At 48.9% G+C, this 21609-nt stretch carries 11 protein-coding genes, 2 tRNA genes, 3 rRNA genes and 3 pseudogenes; 3 read left to right on the top strand and 16 right to left on the bottom strand.

Annotated features, from left to right (window positions below; all coding sequences use genetic code 11):
• Positions 1 to 186 precede the first annotated feature (186 nt).
• From tagF to METH11B_RS29525, 6 genes and pseudogenes are all read right to left on the bottom strand, one after another.
• Positions 187 to 1734: a type VI secretion system-associated protein TagF gene (gene tagF / locus METH11B_RS28720; protein WP_026603010.1), complete on the bottom strand. Its 1548-nt coding sequence runs from the start codon at positions 1732 to 1734 to the stop codon at positions 187 to 189.
• Positions 1731 to 5243: a type VI secretion system membrane subunit TssM gene (tssM, locus tag METH11B_RS0116795; protein WP_231499628.1), complete on the bottom strand. Its 3513-nt coding sequence runs from the start codon at positions 5241 to 5243 to the stop codon at positions 1731 to 1733. Before tssM ends, tagF begins: the two co-directional genes overlap by 4 nt.
• 45 nt (positions 5244 to 5288) lie before the next feature.
• Positions 5289 to 6545 (bottom strand): type IVB secretion system protein IcmH/DotU, encoded by a 1257-nt coding sequence (icmH, locus tag METH11B_RS0116790; protein WP_231499694.1) that lies wholly within the window; start codon positions 6543 to 6545, stop codon positions 5289 to 5291.
• A gap of 70 nt (positions 6546 to 6615) precedes the next feature.
• On the bottom strand, positions 6616 to 7956 hold the full coding sequence (gene tssK / locus METH11B_RS26930) for a type VI secretion system baseplate subunit TssK (RefSeq protein ID WP_036276097.1): 1341 nt from the start codon (positions 7954 to 7956) through the stop codon (positions 6616 to 6618).
• 79 nt (positions 7957 to 8035) lie between these two features.
• Positions 8036 to 9403: a type VI secretion system-associated FHA domain protein TagH gene (tagH, locus tag METH11B_RS0116780; RefSeq protein ID WP_197026973.1), complete on the bottom strand. Its 1368-nt coding sequence runs from the start codon at positions 9401 to 9403 to the stop codon at positions 8036 to 8038.
• Between the two features lie 397 nt (positions 9404 to 9800).
• Positions 9801 to 9953 (bottom strand): annotated as a pseudogene (locus tag METH11B_RS29525) (IS3 family transposase); the annotation flags it as partial.
• Between the two features lie 400 nt (positions 9954 to 10353).
• Here METH11B_RS29525 and METH11B_RS29205 point away from each other — a divergent pair.
• Both METH11B_RS29205 and METH11B_RS28710 read left to right on the top strand, forming a co-directional pair.
• Positions 10354 to 10515, top strand: a pseudogene (locus tag METH11B_RS29205) (IS3 family transposase); the annotation flags it as partial.
• Positions 10516 to 10527: 12 nt separating this feature from the next.
• A pseudogene (locus METH11B_RS28710) lies at positions 10528 to 10695 on the top strand (IS5/IS1182 family transposase); the annotation flags it as partial.
• A 14-nt stretch (positions 10696 to 10709) separates the two neighbouring features.
• On the opposite strand, the gene METH11B_RS0116760 reads toward METH11B_RS28710, so the two are convergent.
• The 4 genes from METH11B_RS0116760 to amoC all read right to left on the bottom strand — a co-directional run bounded on the left by METH11B_RS0116760 (position 10710) and on the right by amoC (position 14183).
• Positions 10710 to 11114 carry a hypothetical protein gene (locus METH11B_RS0116760; RefSeq protein WP_026603004.1) on the bottom strand — a complete coding sequence of 135 codons (405 nt, stop codon included), beginning with the start codon at positions 11112 to 11114 and terminating at the stop codon, positions 10710 to 10712.
• 115 nt (positions 11115 to 11229) lie between these two features.
• Positions 11230 to 12474 carry a bacterial ammonia monooxygenase, subunit AmoB gene (amoB, locus tag METH11B_RS0116755; protein ID WP_026603003.1) on the bottom strand — a complete coding sequence of 415 codons (1245 nt, stop codon included), beginning with the start codon at positions 12472 to 12474 and terminating at the stop codon, positions 11230 to 11232.
• A gap of 89 nt (positions 12475 to 12563) precedes the next feature.
• Positions 12564 to 13313, bottom strand: coding sequence for a bacterial ammonia monooxygenase, subunit AmoA (amoA, locus tag METH11B_RS0116750; RefSeq protein ID WP_026603002.1), 750 nt, complete (start codon positions 13311 to 13313; stop codon positions 12564 to 12566).
• A 117-nt stretch (positions 13314 to 13430) separates the two neighbouring features.
• The gene (gene amoC, locus METH11B_RS0116745) at positions 13431 to 14183 is read right to left on the bottom strand and encodes a bacterial ammonia monooxygenase, subunit AmoC (protein ID WP_020483731.1); all 753 of its coding nucleotides are present in this window, start codon (positions 14181 to 14183) and stop codon (positions 13431 to 13433) included.
• 989 nt (positions 14184 to 15172) lie between these two features.
• Here amoC and METH11B_RS27925 point away from each other — a divergent pair.
• Positions 15173 to 15397, top strand: a complete 225-nt coding sequence (locus METH11B_RS27925) for a hypothetical protein (protein ID WP_026603001.1) — start codon at positions 15173 to 15175, stop codon at positions 15395 to 15397.
• A gap of 259 nt (positions 15398 to 15656) precedes the next feature.
• Here the strand turns inward: METH11B_RS27925 and grxD are convergent, their stop codons facing one another.
• From grxD to METH11B_RS0116710, 6 genes are all read right to left on the bottom strand, one after another.
• Positions 15657 to 15977 carry a Grx4 family monothiol glutaredoxin gene (gene grxD, locus METH11B_RS0116735; protein WP_026603000.1) on the bottom strand — a complete coding sequence of 107 codons (321 nt, stop codon included), beginning with the start codon at positions 15975 to 15977 and terminating at the stop codon, positions 15657 to 15659.
• A gap of 133 nt (positions 15978 to 16110) precedes the next feature.
• Positions 16111 to 16226: ribosomal RNA gene (rrf, locus tag METH11B_RS0116730) — 5S ribosomal RNA — on the bottom strand.
• 153 nt (positions 16227 to 16379) lie between these two features.
• A 23S ribosomal RNA gene (locus METH11B_RS0116725) occupies positions 16380 to 19275 on the bottom strand.
• 315 nt (positions 19276 to 19590) lie between these two features.
• A tRNA-Ala gene (locus tag METH11B_RS0116720) sits at positions 19591 to 19666 on the bottom strand.
• A 118-nt stretch (positions 19667 to 19784) separates the two neighbouring features.
• Positions 19785 to 19861, bottom strand: a tRNA-Ile gene (locus tag METH11B_RS0116715).
• A gap of 60 nt (positions 19862 to 19921) precedes the next feature.
• A 16S ribosomal RNA gene (locus METH11B_RS0116710) occupies positions 19922 to 21455 on the bottom strand.
• Together the 16S, 23S and 5S rRNA genes with 2 tRNA genes alongside form the textbook arrangement of a ribosomal RNA operon.
• Positions 21456 to 21609 lie beyond the last annotated feature (154 nt).

Genomic DNA, 21609 nt, shown 5'->3' with positions numbered 1-21609 from the left:
ATCGGCTTCTTCACGTCATTTGGTCTATCTGCACTAAGCACTCATTGACAGACATTACCCAAAGACACCACCGAACACCGCCGCCCGTTCGGGAATTCACGCGTTTATACAATTGTTGAATCGTATTTTCCCAAAGATGCTTGAAACCTAAGATTCCGGACTTTAGGACAACATCCTGATTTCGGCTTAACCACTAAATTCGGCGACTAATACGGTAATGTTATCTCGGCCGCTTCTGCTTAACGCCTGGTTAATCAGGGCTTCGGCGGCCGACTGACAACTTCCTAAGCCCATCAATTCCGCAATCTCGGCTTCCGATAACTCTTTATCCAAGCCATCGCTGCATAGCAGATAACGATCACCGCCGGCCGCCTGAAAGCGCAGCACATCCAATGCCAGCGTCAATTGCCCGCCCACCGCGCGGGTAATCACATTCGCGCCAACTTGTTGGGCCGCGACTTCCCGGGTCATCACACCGGAATCCATCAATTCGTCAATTAAGGTATGGTCGCGGGTAATCTGCGTAAACTCGCCTTGGCGCAATTGGTACAAGCGACTGTCACCAGCCCAAATCGCCGCGCACTTGTCCCCCTTAGCCAGTAAGGCCACTACCGTGGTTCCGACAATACTGCCTTGCTGAATGCCCGAGGCAAAGCGGCATAAATCTTCGTTGATCTTATGTAATTTGCGGGAAACCTCTTCGACCTGATTATCCAGGTTTTCGGTAAATTCCAACGTCGATAGAGAATCCACCACCAAGCGGCTGGCAACATCGCCGGATTGATGCCCACCCATGCCATCAGCAACCACCCATAAGCCCAGTGACGGGCAATCGAGCAAGGCATCTTCATTATGCTTGCGCTTATTGCCGACCACTGTAACCCCGTAGGACGCCCACATTGTCGAGTTAGGCGGCGTTAAGACCTGACTCGCCGCAGCGCCTACCGCAGATGCACTTGGCTCGCTCTCGATTTTTTTGACACTTTGGTCTTGCCGATAACTCTGCATATGCCAAGATCTGCCAGCCTGCGGCATACCCTGCAAAAAACTCGCATAAGCATCGATAGGCGGCAAACCTTCGCAAACCAGCAAACTCGGACGATTCGTCTGGCCGCCTTCACTCGCCCAAATGCTGTAACCGGGCATAAAGCGTTCCAGCAAACTCTGACTCAAGCGTGGAAACACTGCATCCGTCTGATCCAGGCCCTCCAAATCGAAACGAAACGCGGGCTTGCCGTTGGATGCAGCCAAGCCGCCGTTAGAATCAGCTTGAAAACGCTGCGGCGTCAGGCTGTCAGCCGAACCGATTTCCATCAGCCCCTTATCAAACCGATCCAGATCGCAGGACTCGTTCAACACCGATAGCGCGGCGTCTTCCAATTGTGCAAACCAATCCGATTCCGGCGAAAACAATGACAGCAACGATTCCGCACTTACAGCTTGCGCCAAAGTCAACGGATAATAGCGGCCCACCCTATCGACGCTGGGCATCATGACACCGGCCCAGGCACTCGCACCGCACACACCCGGTCTCAGAGCAAAACGCCAAAGCGGGCTAACCAAAAACAAGGATAACCAGCTCTCTCCTAATGTTTCCTGGCTGGAACGCATAGAGGCTTGTAACCAATTATCCCATGGCTCGATAAAGTGCCTGGGCAAGCGCCGACTGACAAAATCCCCCAATCCCGGTACTTTCCCAAAAAAGCCGACGCTCAGCCCATCCATAGAATTCATAGCGACTCCGGGCAACGGAAACTTTGATATTCACTGATGCCAAATGGATTATTGACGCTGGCTGCGCGCAATTCGAACTTAGCGGTATAGCCCTCCAGTTGTACGGTCAAATTAAAGCGGTCCGGCAAGCCGGTAGGCTGGATATTGAACTCGTCGAACATTCTAAATAGTGCCCAAGCCCCTTCCTTGGACTTGCTAAGCTGTTTGCCATCCAAACCTTCAAACACCACTCTGACACCGGCACTGTTATTGGTGCCGGGCCACTGAAACTTGGTAAGTTGCTCAGGACCGTGGCGATAAACCAACTCCTGGCCTTCGACATTTAATCTGAAGGTACTGACTTTGTCGTCCAATGCCAAGGGTTTTAACTCGAATTGCACTTGCGGCACCGCGCCACCACCGGGAAAAAATGCGTCACGAATTTTCGCGGCGATCTGAAACTGGCGAATACTGGCTGCCGATAAACCTAAAGCCTTATCAGAGCTGAGTTCCTGCCATTGCACCGCTGTAGTATCGACAAATGCCTTGAGATTCGTGTTAAAAAATTGATCGACAATCCCGTTAGCGGCAAACACTTTGCCGAAATCAGCCATCAACACGTCCTGCTGAGTATTTTTTGCAAACGGATAACGGCCGGCCAAAGCGCTTTTGCAGGGCATCGTCACCGCGGTTTTCAACATTTCATTGAGTTGCCCTTTCGCGCCGGTTTTGATTTGTTGTCCGCCCGTGCTGGTCAACGCGTTCAGTGAGGCTGCAACCGGACCAGGTAAACGGGCAAATTCCATTTTTGCGGATTGCAAAGGATCGACACCACCGCCGGCAAACCGCGCCGCCTCAGTAGACAAGGCTTGGCCACCGCTATTGGGTGCCGAACCAATCTGCATCAGATAATCGTGCAGATTTTTGATACTCGCCATCGTCGCATTGATCGGAGCCGGCCTATCGGCTGCACCCCGCACTTGCATATTGTAAGGTTCGAAGTAAGTCTCCAAGGCCTTGACCGGGTCAACACCGCCGTCACTTTGCTTAGCCATTGCCAACAGTTTTTGGGTAGCGGCTTCCGGAACCGCCAAGGCGCCGCCTGTGGATTTTGCCAACGCATCGGCCAATTCGGACGAGAGCTTGCTTAACGCGGTATTTTTTTCGACCAGTTCCAATAACAACTTCAATGGCGAATCTGGACGCGACAGCAGATCCAGCGTATCTACCAGCTGATTATTGTTGAGTTGCGGACGGAATTTAACCGCCGTCAGCACGCCATCCCAGGTCTTTTGATAATCCCCCAAATACAGGCGTTTGAAATCGCTATATAAACGATCCATTTCGACAGGCGTACTTGCTCCGTTTACGCCGAGCACCCAATTCTGTTCACTGACTTCCTTGACGTAAACCATGCCTTTTTTCAGAAACAACTCCGTATAACCGTAACTGCTAAACAGACCGGGCACAACCAAGGTATCCAATTCCTTGCCGTTCGCAGTAAACACTCGGCCGCCGTTCGGTGCCAACTGCCCGGCGACCGAAATGTCGTGACTGCGATCAAATAGCGCCTCGCTTTTAAAGCGGCTATACAGTTGATTGACCAAGGGAATTTGCGTCAATTTATTGCGCACCGCGTCAACAAAGCTGCTGTCTAGTGCGGCCGGATCCAAATTCAAAGCCAACAAATTATCCAGATGTAACTGCAATTTGGCTTGAGTCTCCGGGTCGGTGGCAAACATTTGCTCCCAATCCAATTTCACCCAAGGCTGCGCAACCTTGGCGTCCATCCGTTGCGGCTCGCCGAACATCAAATAGACGCGCAACAGTTGATAGAGTACATCCAGATTCTTGCCTTCATCGCTTTGCATACGTTCTTTCAAGCGCAGCGTAATCAAGGCCTGAAAATTTTCGCGAAGTAAGCGTTGATAGGCAATATCGATAGCAGAATCGATTTTATCGCCCTGATATAAGCCAAATCCGCTGCTCCAGCCGGTTTGAGCATAAACATCCTTGGCGGCTTGCAGGGCATTTAGCTTCGGCAGCAACGCCAAGAAGCCGGAACGTGAATCTGTTGGAGAAAGATTACTGGCTCGGTAAATTTCTATCTGTTTTTCGACATCGGCAATCGCCGACTTATTGGTGGCAAAACTGACCATCCACATCACTACAGCTATCGCCACAATCACAAAGGTGGCAGCAAAGCCGGCTAGGTTCATCAAACGAAAACGCCGCTCGACCTTTGGATCCACGCCAACCAATTCGGCTTCGGGAAACACTACTTGCTTCAGAAGCTTAGTCAGAAAATAGCTTTTACCGCGCCCGCTCATTAACGGTGTTGCTTGCCTTTCCAATCTAAAGCTTGAGGCCAACGCCGCCATCACCCGGTCAATCGGTGTCCCTTCCTGGGTGCCGCTGCTGAAATACACGCCGCGTAACAAGAAAGGCTCTTCGTAGCGATTGGTGGAAAACGCGGCATCCAGAAACCCGATTGCCACCGACTTAAACAGCATCATTTGTTGCGGAAAGTCGAAAATAGCCGTACGCCGCTGCACATCGCGCTCTTCCTGGATACGCTTCAATCGGCGTTGTACCAACCTTTCGGTCAATTCGTCATAGGCCTTTTCAAATTGCAGTAAGTGAGCGGCCAGATCTTCTTTATCGTTATCTGCACGAATAAACGTCTCACCCCACACCTGGCTGCGCTCGTCTTCCGTTAAATTGGCGAAAAAATCGCTAAACCCCGCCACGAGGTCGACTTTCGTAAACAATACATAGACTGGCAATTGCACACCCAGTTGCGCATTAAGTTCCGTAATCCGCCGCCGAATTGCTGCGGCATGTTGGCGTGATTCTTCCTCAGTCTGCTGGATTAAATCGCTGACGCTCACCGCCACAAATACCCCGTTCAGAGGGCGGCGTGGTCGGTATTTTTTTAACAGCTGCAAGAAACCGTGCCAGGCCGTAGCATCCACTTCTTGATGGCTATCTTGGGTGGTATACCGACCGGCGGTATCCAATAACACCGCTTCGTCGGCGAACCACCAATCGCAATCCCGCGTGCCGCTGACGCCTTTTACCGAATGCTTGCCCAAGCGTTCGGCCAAGGGGAAATGCAATCCGGAATTGATTAGCGCTGTGGTTTTGCCGGAGCCCGGTGCACCGATAATGGCGTACCAAGGTAATTCGTAAAGATACTGCTTCCGGCCGCGCTGTTTGGAGCTGGTGGTTTTCAGTAATGCCAAAGCCTCATCGAACCCCCGACTCAACACATCCAGCTCGGCTGCGGAGGCCGTTTGCGCATCGTTTGCATCGGCTCCGCCAGCCAAATCGGCCATTAAACGCTGCTCGCGCTTACGCGATAACAGCCACGCGACCAACCGGTAAAGCAACCAACATCCGAATATGAAGCTTATGGTTATAATCCGGCTTAAATCGGTTTCCAAGGGCACACTGCTGGCAATTGCGATTAAAGGCCCGATAAACCAAATCAGTACCGACAAAATCACGATACCGATCAGTTCAAGCACCCACTTTGTTATAAAAAAACTGATTATCCGTTCCACGCGGTATTCTCACTTTATCAGGATGTCGACGCGCCGATTTAAGGCTCGATGTTCAGGAGTGTCATTCGGTGCCAAAGGCTCGCCGTCGGCCCGGCCTTCAGCTCTGGCCGAACCTTTTAATTGGGCGGATGCGGTCAAAATCGCCAATACGTTTTTAGCGCGTGCCGCAGACAAATGCCAATTGGACGGAAAGCGGGCGGATACGATGGGTTTATCATCGGTATGCCCCGTTACCAAAATCGAGTCTTGTTCATTCTCAAGTTCCTTGGCGATTTTTTTCAACATGGGCAGAAACTCCGGTTTGACTTGATCGCTACCCGATGGGAAGGAATTACGAACGCGAATGATGCTATCGTCCACCACTTCAACCATATTTTGGGAAATTTCATCGCGCAATAAAGGTTTAAAGCGTTCCAATCTGTTGGCAATATCCGGTGCAGGTGCAGGTGCAGGTGGCGCTATCGTTGCGGCCGCTGCAACCTGCACTGGCTCCTTGGCCAGTTTTAGCAAATCCCGATACGCCGGATCGGATGCCGAATTAATAAAAAACGCAAAACCTAAATAACAAAGCAACAATATCCCGCCTGCCACGCTGGCGAACACCCATAGCGGCACTTGCGTGATCAACGAGCTATTTCCGCTTTTTTGCCCATGCCAGCGCGGCGACAGCTCCGCTGGAAAATCTCCTCTTACTCGCTGAATCAATTGGTACAACTCAAGCCGTTGTTTTTCCAATTCGTTGGCGCCATTGGCCATGACCCGATATTTGCCTTCGAATCCAAAACTTAACAACACATAGCAAAGCTCGATGAGCGGTAAATTTTGCGCGGGTTGTTTCACCAGATGTTCGAGTATTTGGAAAAAGCGTTCGCCGCCCCAGGCTTCTTTATGAAAAAGGATAAGCAGGCTTTGATGCCCCCAATTACTCTGCGAACCCCAAGGCGTGTTTTGGATAATTTCATCCAGAAAAGTACATAAATCGTAGCTCGCCATTCGCATAGTTTCTTGCTGAAACCCTGCATTCAACCCACGGTTCTCAAATTCCCTGACCTCTTTAGCCAACTTTTGCTTTAGTTCATCAACCCCTGAATAGCTAACGGTTGTTCTTAGTCTAGCTGCCAAGGACAAAATACCCGCTGATAGGGTCAGTAATGAACCGCTATCCGCTCCGGAAAGCAAACTGAGCGCGGGAATATTGATATTTGAAGTCGGCTGCTGGGGCGGCGGGGATGGCGGTATTTGCGTAACTGAAGGCTGCTGCGGCATTCTTCCACCAGGCGAAGGCCGTAACACTGTTTTGTCGTCGTCGCCGAAAGGTCCTTGTTGCACCATGTCATCACCCTTTTTTTATTGCCCAGAATTCCAACTCCAATCCCGGAAAATTACCACCAATATGAAACGCAAAACCGCCGGAATCCATCATCTTCTTCCAGTACGGGCTTTGCTTATCCAATTCGAAATAAGAGCATCCGGCGTGATACGGCAATTGCCTGGGGGCAACGGGCAAAGGATGAATTGAAATACCGGGCAGTGCAGCAGTGACCAACTGCGTGATCTCTTCCACCGGACCAATTTTCACCTGCGGAGGAAAATGCGTGCGCAACATCTCCGAAGATACTTGCGCGCTGGCAGCCAAGATGTAAATTGCCTGCTCCAATAATTTCACATCGGGGCGACCCGAGTAATAAACCGACTGACTATGTTTGGTTAAAGGAATTTGGATCGCATTTTGTTCAAGCACCATGCTTAGCAGGCGTCGTAGCTCATCAATTAACGGGATAAAGCAAATACGCAAGTCGTCATGTCTATATTCGGGCAGCACTGCGGGTCGTTTATTTTGACGGTAGAAGGTCGCTAGATCTCCCATCAACTGCAAGCACAACGAAAACAATGTTTCCGGATGCAACAGCGCATCTCCAGCCAAATGTGCCAGCAATGGCTCATAACGATTAATGGTTTGCAGCAACATAAAGTCTGCAACCTCCGCCACCCCGGCACCTTGCGACGTTCCCGCCACTCGGGCCGCCAACGCCTCCCCTCTGGTATGCAACAGGCCTTGCAGTTCCCGGACGAAGCCGTTCAAAATATTACTGGCTGACGATTGCAACACTACGGGAATGTATTTGTCATCCAGTACGACTGTTTTGTCGGCGCGCACCTCAATGATATTGGCGACCCCTAAGCACAGATAGCCTGATCTTTCTTGGTTGCCAAGCATAAGTCTCGGACGAATGCTGCCTATTTGTACTGGATAACGAGCGTCGTAACCCGCATTGTTGTCTCTGACGTCCCTATGAGTAATTCGATATCTCGCCAATCCATCGGGGTTTTGATCGCTATCAACTTCGACAGCATCCGGACGACTCAGCGGCAATGCTAAATACACCACTTCATTGGCGATATCTTCTGAGACATCAAGTGGTAGCGGCAGTTCGTCCTCGTCTGGTAAATGGAATGGGGTACCGTCCTGAAAAATCCCCCTAGCAGCCGCCAGAGTTATTTTTCCAATCGCCAATTGCCCACCATCCAGCTTTAACGAAGAAAAACCCCAATCATATGCCCTGATTCCATAACAACGGCCATCAATACGGCTTTCAAGATAACGATCATGTTGTTGAAAGTGCTGAGGTCTAAGGAACATGCCTTCCGACCAAACAATCCTGTTATTGATTGACATACTCTATTAGGTACCGTTTATTATTTAATAACAATGAGTTATGAAAATTGCATTACTAACTCAATTGAGTTGCAAACTTTCACCGCCTCGCAAATAGACGCATCTGCTTTTCATAAGCTTCAGCGAACTCTTCCCCAAAAAATCCTTCAATTGCTTGTGTTTTCAGTTCCGGATATTTTTCGCAAAAAAGCTCCCAACACTTGGCTTTTCGCTGAAACACAATCCCTTCGCCCAGAACTTTTTCGAAAGTGTCAGGATCGAAACGATGCAAAATCTCCCCTAATGCGGCCTGTATACCCGCCGTCATCGCCAATTGATGAAACTTAACATCCTTGAACGCTTCAGTTACCGCATCATTTGAATTTATAAACGCGGGATTATTCGGCGCGAGCATCAGCTTGAGTACACTTTCCACATCAGGATTGAATTTTAGCGGGTTATTGTCAAATGAGCGGATTGTGGTGACAGAAACTCGAAATTCACTTTTCATTTCTGCGCGTGCGCGTAAAACATCCATCAAGCCTTCGATCAAATTTCGGAATAACACACCGCTCGCTTTCATCGCCTCCGGCCACTGCTCTTCTGTCAAAAACGATTGATCTTTTATTCCCGCACCATCCAGAAACATCTTCATGAGCGCCGCATCACCCGATTTAGGACTGATATATGGCTCCTTATTCGGTGTTAGCGCAATCCCTACATCGGCTTGCGGAGCTTTCGGCTCATCCTCGCGCTCAATATTAGACGTATTTTGGAATAGGTCTTTAGAGTCTAAGGCGATGTTCGAAGAACTAGGCTCGGATAAATTTATTGCTTCCGAATTCGGGAACTCTAACTTGGGAGGCGCTGTGAATGGTGTATCCAACGCACCTAAGGAATCTAAGCCTTTTAAGAATTCGGCAATATCTTTACCATCGCTCTCGGGAGATAACACCTCTGGCGCCGCAAAGTGATCGTGAAAAGGGGAAGCAGGGGGGCGCTCTCCGAAGGGAGAACTCGCTGCGTTATGGGGAATCGAGAAATTCAGAGGTTCGTTGACTATTGACTGTTGGTCATTTTGAAACGATTCGGCGAATGGTGAAGGCGAAAGACTCTCAATGCTAATGGGTGAAACTGGAGATATTTCGCCTGATGACAGTTCCACAATAATTTCATATTCGCCGATGCGCAAAATTTCACGATCTAGCAATCTTGCTTGAGTATCATTTATATTCAGTCCGGCATTTGATAAATATGTACCATTTTTGCTTGTGTCCTTTATCAAATAACCACCGTCCTCATAAATGATTTCAGCATGATGGCCTGATACAAAGTTTTCCGCATCAGGTAACACCAAGGTATTTCCTGCTTTTCTGCCTATTGTTCCGCCTAACTGACCGAATTCGGCACTCAATTCAGCAGGTAATGGCAAACCTTTGTAAGAAAGTACTTTCAAGATAATTGGCACGATTGTCGTCCTACCGTTAGCATTAGTTAAATAGCTTAGCAACTTACATCAGCTTTTATCTAAAAACTTGGTTATTTTAGCAGTCTAACCTTGATCTTACCCCCTAACTCCAAGGCACCCAGCTAAGAGAGTAATCTCGCAACCTGAGGAGCCTTATGAAAACCAATCAATCCAAGCCATCATCACTCAAGCGAACTCAATTGTAGTGGTTCAATAAAAATTGACACCAAAATAGATTGATAAACTATCCACCGTCAGGGTGGAACGAATGAAACGAGAAAGGCAAAGTTTTGATGCGGCGTTCAAGCTGCAAGTGGTAAATATTTTCCAGGAGCAAGGGCTGAGGTTGGATCAGGTTTGCCAGGAACTCAAACTGGGTGGGACTGCGGAGGTGTCAGACATGCTCCATTTTTAAATTGAGAAAGAAGCGCCCCATTACCGGATTATCCCAGCAGCTGCCCTCACGACTCATGCTGCCTTGAAAGCCGTAGCGCATCAGTAAATCCCGTTTCTCTTGACTGGCGTACTGGCTGTCACGGTCGGAATGCACTTATTCAGGCCTGGCGACTGCCATAGCATTGACCGATGGCTTCGAACGGACTGCGCAAGCGAACCCGCGTGCCGAAAGGCGTTTTGGGCTGATGAATTCGCCTCCGAGCCGCATAAAATCCCGAACGGCTGACGCCCAACAACTGGTAACCCTGCTGCACCGTGACGACCTTATCTGCCGTTAACTAGTGGATCACTTGGTGTTTCATCGCAGTTCCTTGGCAAAGATACCCACAGGGCATAAAAGGCCGAAACCGTTTTTAGTACTTAGTTATCCGTACGCAGTTGACAATTTTCTTGTTCCAACGGCCGAAAACGCTGCTGATCCGGCATTAACGGCTTGCCAATGCCCGATTGACCGGATTGTTCAGACTGCACCTGCTTCAGCCAAAAACGTACCGCAGTATGCCAACCACAGCGGGGCTATCCGCGACATCACCGACTATATCGTCAATTTCTACAACAGTCGGCGCTTGCATTCGTCATTGGGCTACCTTCCGCCCAATGGCTATGAAATGAAAATGGCAGAACAACAATCTATTGGTGTGTCCGAAAAAAGTTGACCACTCCACATTGGCAATGATGCCGTGGATTGGTGGCTCTATAAGTATCACCACCTGGTTGAAAATGAATTTGCTAGACTGAAACATTTCAGAGCCATTGCAACACGGTATAACAAACTGAAACGCAATGTTGGAAGCGCCATCGCTTTGGCTTGTGCTTTTATATGGCTACCCATGTGAAACGGCAACAGCCCCTATTTTGCATTTTTCAATTTTTCCTCTCCGCCAGTCACTAAACCGGACATACATTCGACTACGCTTTCGACATAATTTGAATGTGCTTCTGCGAGCTCTTTAGCTGCACCGAAACTTTCTCGTAATTCGATTAAGGTCTTTTGTGGATCCGTTGACTTATTAAGATCTAACATCTTCGCGTAATTTTTATATGCTTTGCGCCTTTCAGGATCTAATAGGAACAACCCTGGCATATCATTAGACGAAGTATCGACGACACATTTTGTCATTACTTCCGGCTCAATTCCGTAGTCCTTAATATCTTTATCTTGCTTCATCTGCTCTAAGACTACGGACTGATATTCTTCCTTCTCCGAGCAACCGCTTAGTACTAATATTCCTACAATTACTAACATCTTTTTCATTTTTTACATCTTCCTGCATTTTCAAAGCGTATTTTCCAAAAAAAACCCCCGCTATCTTTCAATAGCGGGGGTTTCAATTTCTTCCTAAGTATTTCGACTTAGAAAACTTTCAGTATTAGATGAAAGTTGGAATCAGAGGAGCATCAACTGTTACCAATTGACGGTTACCTTTTTCATCCCAGAAGAACAACAGACCTGCGAAGCGGCTGTCTGGATCGTAGATCAAGTCAGCTAAACGATATACTTCCCAAGCAGCATCAGAAGCAGTAACTTCGACAGTGCGTGTTTCGCCTGGAGCCAGAGGGCTGTTATCGCTAACAGTTAAGCCTTCTTCAGCCAACAAATCATCTGGGTAAGCAGTATCATCTTCATGAACCGCTGGATCTAAGAAACGGACACCTGCTGTGTTGAACTCACCCAAACGAACAGCTGAATCGCCGTTGTTTGTGATGGTCAAAGTCATTTGCATTGCACGACCTGGAACACGGTATGTAGCATCATCAACTTTAACTGAAACGTTAGCTTCAGGCATTTGATAAGTTTTCATACCACGCAACAAACCAGCTTGCAAAGGAGTAGTTACAGGATATTTTTCGTTGGTAGCGCCCATAGAAGCAGCAACGATAACCATAGTACCTACACCGAACAGCATACCGATTTTTTTGTCGCCGGCTGAGATCAGAGAATCTGCTTTGCCAGTGCTAACAGCGATATGACGTGGAACGAACAATGGACGTTTGATCCAGAACAACAACCATGCGAACGCGATTGCGAACCATACTGCGTGCCAGAAATAAACGTTGTCCAGAGCATAGTTTTCCAAGTTAATTGTTTGACCAGTCAAAGTTGTAACTGGGTTAACAAACTCGCTCATAGAACCAGTAATGGTTACCCATTTGCCTGGGCCGATGATAGGGCCACCGCCTTGTACGTTCATCATAGAGTGAACGTGCCAGTCGCCTGGACGACGAGCTTTCAACAGAACTTTAAACTCGTAAACTTCGCCCAATTCCAAAGACACTGAACGAGGAACCAATTGACCGCCGATCCAAGAACCTGCACGGATAAATACAGGACCAGGGATACCAACGTTCAAAAATGAAACTTCTGGTTTATCAACAGTTTCTGGCCAGCCTGCGAATACCAGGAATTTACCAGAAATTGTCATAGTTTCATTAACAGGCACTTCTTCTTTTGACCAGTTCAGGTCAAACCAGTGAATCGTCCGCATACGCATGAACGCAGCCTGTGATTTTTCACCATGAGCAGATGCTGTTGGAGCATAGAACATCGCTGCTGTCATTGCGACCAACAGTGCGACAAAGGACAGTTTTGCAACTTTGTCTTTTATTATTTTCATATTTCCTCCTCTATCACTAGAGAATTTTAATTAAGACTTTCTGGCAGCTATCTAGAACCACCAGGTTCATTTTCTTACTATTCTTCTAATTAAGACGCGTCGTCAGCGATGAAGTCGGTTTTAGCGAACCATCTGCCGAAGAAGTGCCACAAGAAGTAAATAATGATAGAAACGAATCCAGAGAAGAACGCTGATACTGGAGCAACGTCTTTACCGAAAGTTCTTAATGTACCTTTCTCTACCATACGGATGTACTCAGGTGTACCGGTACGAACATAGTGGTAACCTTGTAAGTCAGCCAAAGTCATCATCATGCCGTTGTATTCTACAGGCACGTGCAACGGAGCGATAACAGGCCAGTTACCTGGGTAGAACAACAGGCCATAAGCCAAGCCACCAACAACAGCGGTCAGAGTCATGCTGTTACCCATCATCAGGATAACGTCAAGAACGATCGCACCTGGCAACAGGTTAGATGGGAAGCAAATGTTTACTGGGAAGTAAGTCCAGCCCCAGAAGTTCATGTAACGGTTAATCCACTCACCAACCATCAGAGCAACTACAGAAAGAGTTGCGCCAACTGGCAAACGGTATCTCCACCACAAGCAAGCTTGAACAGCCGCAGGGAATGTAATAGAAACGATAGGAGCTACGGTTACCCATAGACGTCTATCTTTCCAGTCGGTCCAGAAATCCCAGTCACCGCCAGTCAACATATAGTGAATGTGATAACCGCCCAGAACCGCTGTGAACAGTGTAAAAAGAATCATCCAGTCGAACGTACGGGAAACTTGTACCGCTTCCGCACGTGAACGTACAGCTGATTGAGATGCGCTCATTAGCTTACCTCCTAAAGAATTAAAATTATATTTTTTTCACTTCTCTTTATCCTACCGCCACTTGAAAAAAGCAGCGGCAGGAAAGGAGATAGTATTTTTACTTTTAAAGATAAGCTATTAAGCCAAATCTTTTTTCAGCAATTTTGCAATTGCCATTACTTCGGTGTTCACAACACCCATTATAGCCAGAGCAGCCCAACCAAAGAATACGAAACCGTAATGCAATGGAGCAACGAACAACTCTTCCATAAACCAGAATGTGTGACCCCACTCATTCAAGCCTACGTTAGGCAAGATCATGAATGGACCGATAACCGCAATCAGATACATCAAGTGCAGACCTTCGTGGTATGTAGGCAATCTTGTTTTTGCATACATGAAAGAAGCTGAACCAGTGATGATGTAGATTGGGTATGACAGGTAGAACTCGATGATGTGACTTGGAGTAAAGTCAGTATCACGAACGATAGTTTGGTGCCATGTACCGTCTTGCTCTGTGAAGTAAGAAGCACCCCAGTAGATAGCCCAGCCGTAGCAAACCAACCATGTCCAGTGTGTAAAGTGTCTTCTCAACTCTTCACGTGGAGTGATTGACATAACTTTACGGTCACGAGTTTTCCAGATATAGCCGTTGATACCAGCAAACAACAGTACTTCGATAACGATCTCGATATACAGCATGTTCATCCAGTATGTTTCAAACTCTGGAGCAAAAGAGTCTAAGCCAGCTGACCAGCCGTAAACACCTTCGTACCAACGAATGAAAGAATAAAAAACCAGGTATAAGCTGATGCCAGCCCACAGGTTTTTTTGATTTAAAAGCGGTGCTTCCGCAGCATCAGCCTTAACTGATTCAGTTGTAGCAGCCATTTCTACCTCCTAAAAGATTATCTAAATCCCCGATCAAATCGGGAGTTCTTTGTTTTTCCATGTTATTTAGCCTTCGTATCGAAGACACCCCGGTCCCTTGAGGTGCGTGGCAGTCTACCACTTGCCAAATCCTTGTCAAGATAAATTAAGCTATTTTATCTGAGCGCTTGAGTCTGTAGTGATCAACTTTTTTCGTACACCGAGATAGGTCGATACCCATCACTCTTCAAGGTGGAACGAATAAAACAAGAAATAAGGAATTGCGATGAGGTATTCAAGCGGCGATTCGTGAAGATGATCCAGGAGCAAGGCCTGAACAGTGACCCTGGCTTGCCAGGAACTATAGCTGGGCGATAAAGGAGTGCGTCGCTGACTAAAGCATGTGTAAGCCGAGTAGTTGAGCCAACCCGTTAACCCTGGAGAAGCAGCGTATTCGGCTACTGGAACAGAAAAGTTGGCAACTGCGGGCGAATAACGAATTACTAAAACAGGTTTTGGCCTATTATGTACCATGGATATCTTTGCCAGGGAACAGCAATGAACATCAAATGATTCGGACGTAAACAGGGGAGAAGACCATCTCGGCGCAACAGGGTTCTTAGCTGTTGGACAAGCCTTCGGGATTTTATGTGGCCCGGCAGCTAGTTCGTTAGCCTAAAACGACCTGCATCACGCGGCTTCAGCTGGGCAGAGCGTTCGGGGCTAGTAGTCAGTCATATGGTAGCCGCCTACTTCGCAAGGCATTGGCAGAGCAGAGCATCAAGATCCGGCGCTATCGTTTGCGCCGGCTGATGAAGGAACTTCAGCTCGATCCAAGCTCGAAGCCTTAGTTCGGGCATACCCCGACAGCAACCAAAGCCTGCCGCTGTAAGATGATGCGCTGGACGCCAGTCTGAGCAAGTAGCCGCTAATCGAGCCAGACTTTCAGACATCAATTGCACGCGGACACTGAGTGGTTGATCTAGTCCCCTTGGGTATATTTGGCGGCCGTGTTAGACCTGTATTCGCGTAAATTCGCCGAGTGGACTGGTGCCCACCATGCCAGCAGAGCTGGCTTGCAGGTCTTCTTGCGGGTTACCATTGCCTGGTTTCGTCCGCAGGGGCTGTCAATAGCTAGTCACGAGTACCAGGATTTCCTAAGCCGCCATGAGATTCAAGGCAACATGAGTAGCAAGGACAACTACCGGGATAATGCGGTCATGGCACGATTCTGACTCAATCTAAAAATAGGGCGCGCCTAGCGCCTCCAGCATGCCAATCACGCCGAGACTATTCGTGCGTGACTTGACCGAATATATCTTCAATTTCTACATCAGTAAGCCTTGCATTCATCATCCGACTAACTGAGTCCCAAAGGCTTTGAGATAAAAATGGCAGACAACGGCCTATACTTATTTCGCCTCGCGGATTTTTAGCGCTGGATGCTCAGAATAGCGTTTCCTATAAACGGAGCACAGAACTAAGACTGCACACCTATTGCGCTACGGTCACGTTAGCCAGCATATTATTCAGTTCACCTTTATTAAACAGATCGATAACGATGTCGCAGCCGCCAACTAATTCGCCGTTGATGTAGAGCTGGGGATAGGTAGGCCAGTGCGAGTATTCTTTCAAGGCTTCACGCACTTCAGGATCTTCGAAGATGTTGACGTGAGCATAATCAGCGTTGCAAGCATCCAAGGCTTGCACCACCCGACTGGAAAACCCGCATTGGGGGAAATCAGGGGTGCCTTTCATGTACAAGACGACGGGATGACTGGCTAGTTGGGCTTGGATTCTATCTATTGCACTCATGACTTTTCTCGCTAAACATTGATGAGACGGGATTCTAACAACCACTACTGCAAAATTGAAGCGTGATTATTGATGAGGGACTTTAGAGTCAAAAAAAAGCCCTGCTAGCGTTAGCAGGGCTTTTGGGATAGGCGCTTGGCGATGACCTACTTTCACATGGCAACCTGCCACACTATCATCGGCGCTAAGCGGTTTCACTTCCGAGTTCGGGATGGGATCGGGTGGTTCACGCTTGCTATGTTCACCAAGCAAACTGGTTAGGCTGTTGTTGCAGCCGTCATGCGCAGGTTTTAAGCGTTTCGCTTTGACCTGCTTTCATGGAAATCTGTATTGAGTTTGTCGTTCTCTTGCGTGTTCAGCTACTGTTGTCTTTTGACTTTACCCAAACGCATTGGGTGTTATATGGTCAAGCCTCACGGGCAATTAGTACACGTTAGCTTCACACATTACTGCGCTTCCACACCGTGCCTATCAACGTCGTAGTCTCCGACGGCCCTTCAGGGGACTTAAAGTCCCAGTGAGATCTCATCTTGGGAGGGGCTTCCCGCTTAGATGCTTTCAGCGGTTATCCTGTCCGAACGTGGCTACCCGGCAATGCCATTGGCATGACAACCGGAACACCAGAGGTTCGTCCACTCCGGTCCTCTCGTACTAGGAGCAGCTTCCCTCAAATCTCAAACGCCCACGGCAGATAGGGACCGAACTGTCTCACGACGTTCTGAACCCAGCTCGCGTACCACTTTAAATGGCGAACAGCCATACCCTTGGGACCTGCTTCAGCCCCAGGATGTGATGAGCCGACATCGAGGTGCCAAACACCGCCGTCGATATGAACTCTTGGGCGGTATCAGCCTGTTATCCCCGGCGTACCTTTTATCCGTTGAGCGATGGCCCTTCCATACAGAACCACCGGATCACTAAGACCTACTTTCGTACCTGCTCGACTTGTCCGTCTCGCAGTCAAGCACCCTTATGCCTTTGCACTCATTGCCTGATTTCCGACCAGGCTGAGGGTACCTTCGTGCTCCTCCGTTACTCTTTAGGAGGAGACCGCCCCAGTCAAACTACCCACCAGACACTGTCCCTAACCCGGATAACGGGTCGAGGTTAGAACTCCAAACATACCAGGGTGGTATTTCAAGGTTGGCTCCACGAGAACTGGCGTTCCCGCTTCAAAGCCTCCCACCTATCCTACACAAGTAGGTTCAAAGTCCAGTGTCAAGCTATAGTAAAGGTGCACGGGGTCTTTCCGTCTAGCCGCGGGTACACTGCATCTTCACAGCGATTTCAATTTCACTGAGTCCCAGGTGGAGACAGTGTGGCCATCGTTACGCCATTCGTGCAGGTCGGAACTTACCCGACAAGGAATTTCGCTACCTTAGGACCGTTATAGTTACGGCCGCCGTTTACTGGGGCTTCGATCAAGAGCTTCTCCGAAGATAACCCCATCAATTAACCTTCCAGCACCGGGCAGGCGTCACACCCTATACGTCCACTTTCGTGTTTGCAGAGTGCTATGTTTTTGCTAAACAGTCGCAGCCACCGATTTTTTGCAACCCCCTTCCGCTCCAGTCGCGAGGACCTTCACGTAATGAGGGCATACCTTCTCCCGAAGTTACGGTATCATTTTGCCTAGTTCCTTCACCTGGGTTCTCTCAAGCGCCTTAGAATTTTCATCCCACCCACCTGTGTCGGTTTAGGGTACGGCCACTAGTAACCTGAAGCTTAGAGGTTTTTCCTGGAAGCAGGGCATCTATCACTTCGCTGTTCTTTCGAACCGCTCGTCATCACGTCTCGGCATAAAGCACCCCGGATTTGCCTAAGATGCATGCCTACCTGCTTAAACTGCCACTTCCAACCGACAGCTGATATAGCCTTCTCCGTCACCCCATCGCAGTTACTACTGGTACAGGAATATTAACCTGTTTTCCATCGACTACGCTTTTCAGCCTCGCCTTAGGTGCCGACTAACCCTGCGTCGATTAACGTTGCGCAGGAAACCTTGGGTTTTCGGCGAGGGGGTTTTTCACCCCCTTTATCGTTACTTATGTCAGCATTCGCACTTCCGATACCTCCAGCCCACTTCTCAATGAACCTTCGCAGGCGTACGGAACGCTCCTCTACCACTCACGCTTAACGCGTAAATCCGTAGCTTCGGTACTATGCTTAGCCCCGGTAAATCTTCCGCGCAGACCGACTCGACCAGTGAGCTATTACGCTTTCTTTAAAGGATGGCTGCTTCTAAGCCAACCTCCTGGCTGTCTGTGCCTTTCCACATCGTTTCCCACTGAGCATAGATTTGGGGACCTTAGCTGACGGTCTGGGCTGTTTCCCTTTTCACGACGGACCTTATCACCCGCCGTGTGTCTCCCGTGCTTGCACTTGCTGGTATTCGGAGTTTGCATCGGGTTGGTAAGTCGGGATGACCCCCTAGCCGAAACAGTGCTCTACCCCCAGCAGTGATACACGAGGCGCTACCTAAATAGCTTTCGAGGAGAACCAGCTATCTCCGAGCTTGATTAGCCTTTCACTCCGATCCACAGCTCATCCCCGTCTTTTTCAACAGACGTGGGTTCGGCCCTCCAGTTAGTATTACCCAACCTTCAGCCTGGCCATGGATAGATCGCCCGGTTTCGGGTCTACACCTTGCGACTAAACGCCCTATTAAGACTCGCTTTCGCTACGCCTCCCCTATTCGGTTAAGCTTGCCACAAAATGTAAGTCGCTGACCCATTATACAAAAGGTACGCAGTCACCCCACGAAGGGGCTCCCACTGCTTGTACGCATACGGTTTCAGGTTCTATTTCACTCCGCTCTCCGCGGTTCTTTTCGCCTTTCCCTCACGGTACTAGTTCACTATCGGTCAGTAAGGAGTATTTAGCCTTGGAGGATGGTCCCCCCATATTCAGTCAAAGTTTCACGTGCTCCGACCTACTCGATTTCACTAAAAAAAGGTTTTCGTGTACGGGGCTATCACCCTGTATCGCCGGACTTTCCAGACCGTTCCACTAACCTTATCCTAGCTTAAGGGCTAGTCCCCGTTCGCTCGCCACTACTTAGGGAATCTCGGTTGATTTCTTTTCCTCCGGGTACTTAGATGTTTCAGTTCTCCGGGTTCGCTTCAGTGAGCTATGTATTCACTCAAAGATGACGTGCTGATGCACGCCGGGTTTCCCCATTCGGACATCTCTGGATCACAGCCGGTTTGCAGGCTCCCCAAAGCTTTTCGCATGCTACAACGTCCTTCATCGCCTCTTACTGCCTAGGCATTCACCGTATGCGCTTATTCACTTGACCATATAACCCGAATACGTCTGTACTTTGGTTATACTGTCAGCTGACATTTTCGCTGATTTTTTCTGCTTGAGAACGACATGCTGCTTGCTTTCCATCTTTATCTTTCGACATTGACTTCATTCAAACCGCAACTCGTTTCAGTTTCGATCATTGCTGATCGTTACTATAGTTACAGATTTCCATATTGTTAAAGAGCTATCGGTACGAATACCAATGCTATACAGTCTTTATCATGCGATAAAACCGTATAGCGCTGATGTCCACATCCAAGTGCTTACATTTGACGAACTGGTTTACCCTCAGCGTTCAGCGTGATGGTGGAGCCAGGGAGGATCGAACTCCCGACCTCCTGCGTGCAAGGCAGGCGCTCTCCCAGCTGAGCTATGGCCCCTAAAACAGACTAAAGACCAAGACTCAAGCCGGAATCCAACTATGCACAACCCTACCCATTTCTAACCAGGAGTGTTGTCTGATCGTTTTCCGCCTTATTGCTTTCGCCTTTTATGCGTTGGTGGGTCTGGGAGGAGTTGAACCTCCGACCTCACCCTTATCAGGGGTGCGCTCTAACCAACTGAGCTACAGACCCAGGTGCGTCTTTCAATCGAAATAATTTGTTGTGAGTACGTGTAACGGTGTGCCGTCTTTGTAAGGAGGTGATCCAGCCCCAGGTTCCCCTAGGGCTACCTTGTTACGACTTCACCCCAGTCATGAATCACAAAGTGGTAAGCGCCCTCCCGAAGGTTAAACTACCTACTTCTTTTGCAACCCACTCCCATGGTGTGACGGGCGGTGTGTACAAGGCCCGGGAACGTATTCACCGCGGCATTCTGATCCGCGATTACTAGCGATTCCGACTTCACGCAGTCGAGTTGCAGACTGCGATCCGGACTGGGACCGGCTTTTTGGGATTCGCTTACTCTCGCGAGTTCGCAGCCCTCTGTACCGGCCATTGTAGCACGTGTGTAGCCCTACCCATAAGGGCCATGATGACTTGACGTCGTCCCCACCTTCCTCCGGTTTATCACCGGCAGTCTCCCTAGAGTTCCCGGCATGACCCGCTGGCAACTAAGGATAAGGGTTGCGCTCGTTACGGGACTTAACCCAACATTTCACAACACGAGCTGACGACAGCCATGCAGCACCTGTCTCAGAGCTCCCGAAGGCACTCCGCTATCTCTAACAGATTCTCTGGATGTCAAGGGTAGGTAAGGTTCTTCGCGTTGCATCGAATTAAACCACATGCTCCACCGCTTGTGCGGGCCCCCGTCAATTCATTTGAGTTTTAGCCTTGCGGCCGTACTCCCCAGGCGGTCAACTTAATACGTTAGCTCCACTACTAAGTTCTTTAAGAACCCAACAGTTAGTTGACATCGTTTACGGCGTGGACTACCAGGGTATCTAATCCTGTTTGCTACCCACGCTTTCGTACCTCAGCGTCAGTTTTAGTCCAGGGAGCCGCCTTCGCCACTGGTGTTCCTTCAGATCTCTACGCATTTCACCGCTACACCTGAAATTCCACTCCCCTCTACTAAACTCTAGTTGCCCAGTATCAAATGCAGTTCCCAGGTTAAGCCCAGGGCTTTCACATCTGACTTAAACAACCGCCTACGCACGCTTTACGCCCAGTAATTCCGATTAACGCTTGCACCCTCCGTATTACCGCGGCTGCTGGCACGGAGTTAGCCGGTGCTTCTTGTATAGGTAATGTCAGTCTACCGGGTATTAACCGGCAGGTATTCCTTCCTATTGAAAGTGCTTTACAACCCTCAGGCCTTCTTCACACACGCGGTATTGCTGGATCAGGCTTTCGCCCATTGTCCAATATTCCCCACTGCTGCCTCCCGTAGGAGTCTGGGCCGTGTCTCAGTCCCAGTGTGGCTGATCATCCTCTCAGACCAGCTATGGATCGTCGCCTTGGTAGGCCTTTACCCTACCAACTAGCTAATCCAACATAGGCTCATCTATTAGCGCCAGGTCCGAAGATCCCCAGCTTTCCCCCGTAGGGCGTATGCGGTATTAGCGTGAGTTTCCCCACGTTGTCCCCCACTAATAGGCAGATTCCTATGCATTACTCACCCGTCCGCCACTCGTCAGCGCCCGAAGGCCTGCTACCGTTCGACTTGCATGTGTTAAGCATACCGCCAGCGTTCAATCTGAGCCATGATCAAACTCTTCAGTTTAATTTTAACTTGTCACTAAATAAGATTAGTGACCAATCTTGGCTCGACTACAGAACATCTTTTCTTGCGAATTGACGTGGTTTCTGTGTCGACTATTTTTAAACAGCACATAGTCGCTACACATACCCACACAAATTATTTCGATTTCGTTTGT

The organism is Methylomonas sp. 11b (genome assembly GCF_000515215.1).
GTDB lineage: Bacteria > Pseudomonadota > Gammaproteobacteria > Methylococcales > Methylomonadaceae > Methylomonas.
The sequence above is the reverse complement of the archived record's forward strand: the minus strand, read 5'-3'. Positions and strand labels throughout refer to the sequence as shown.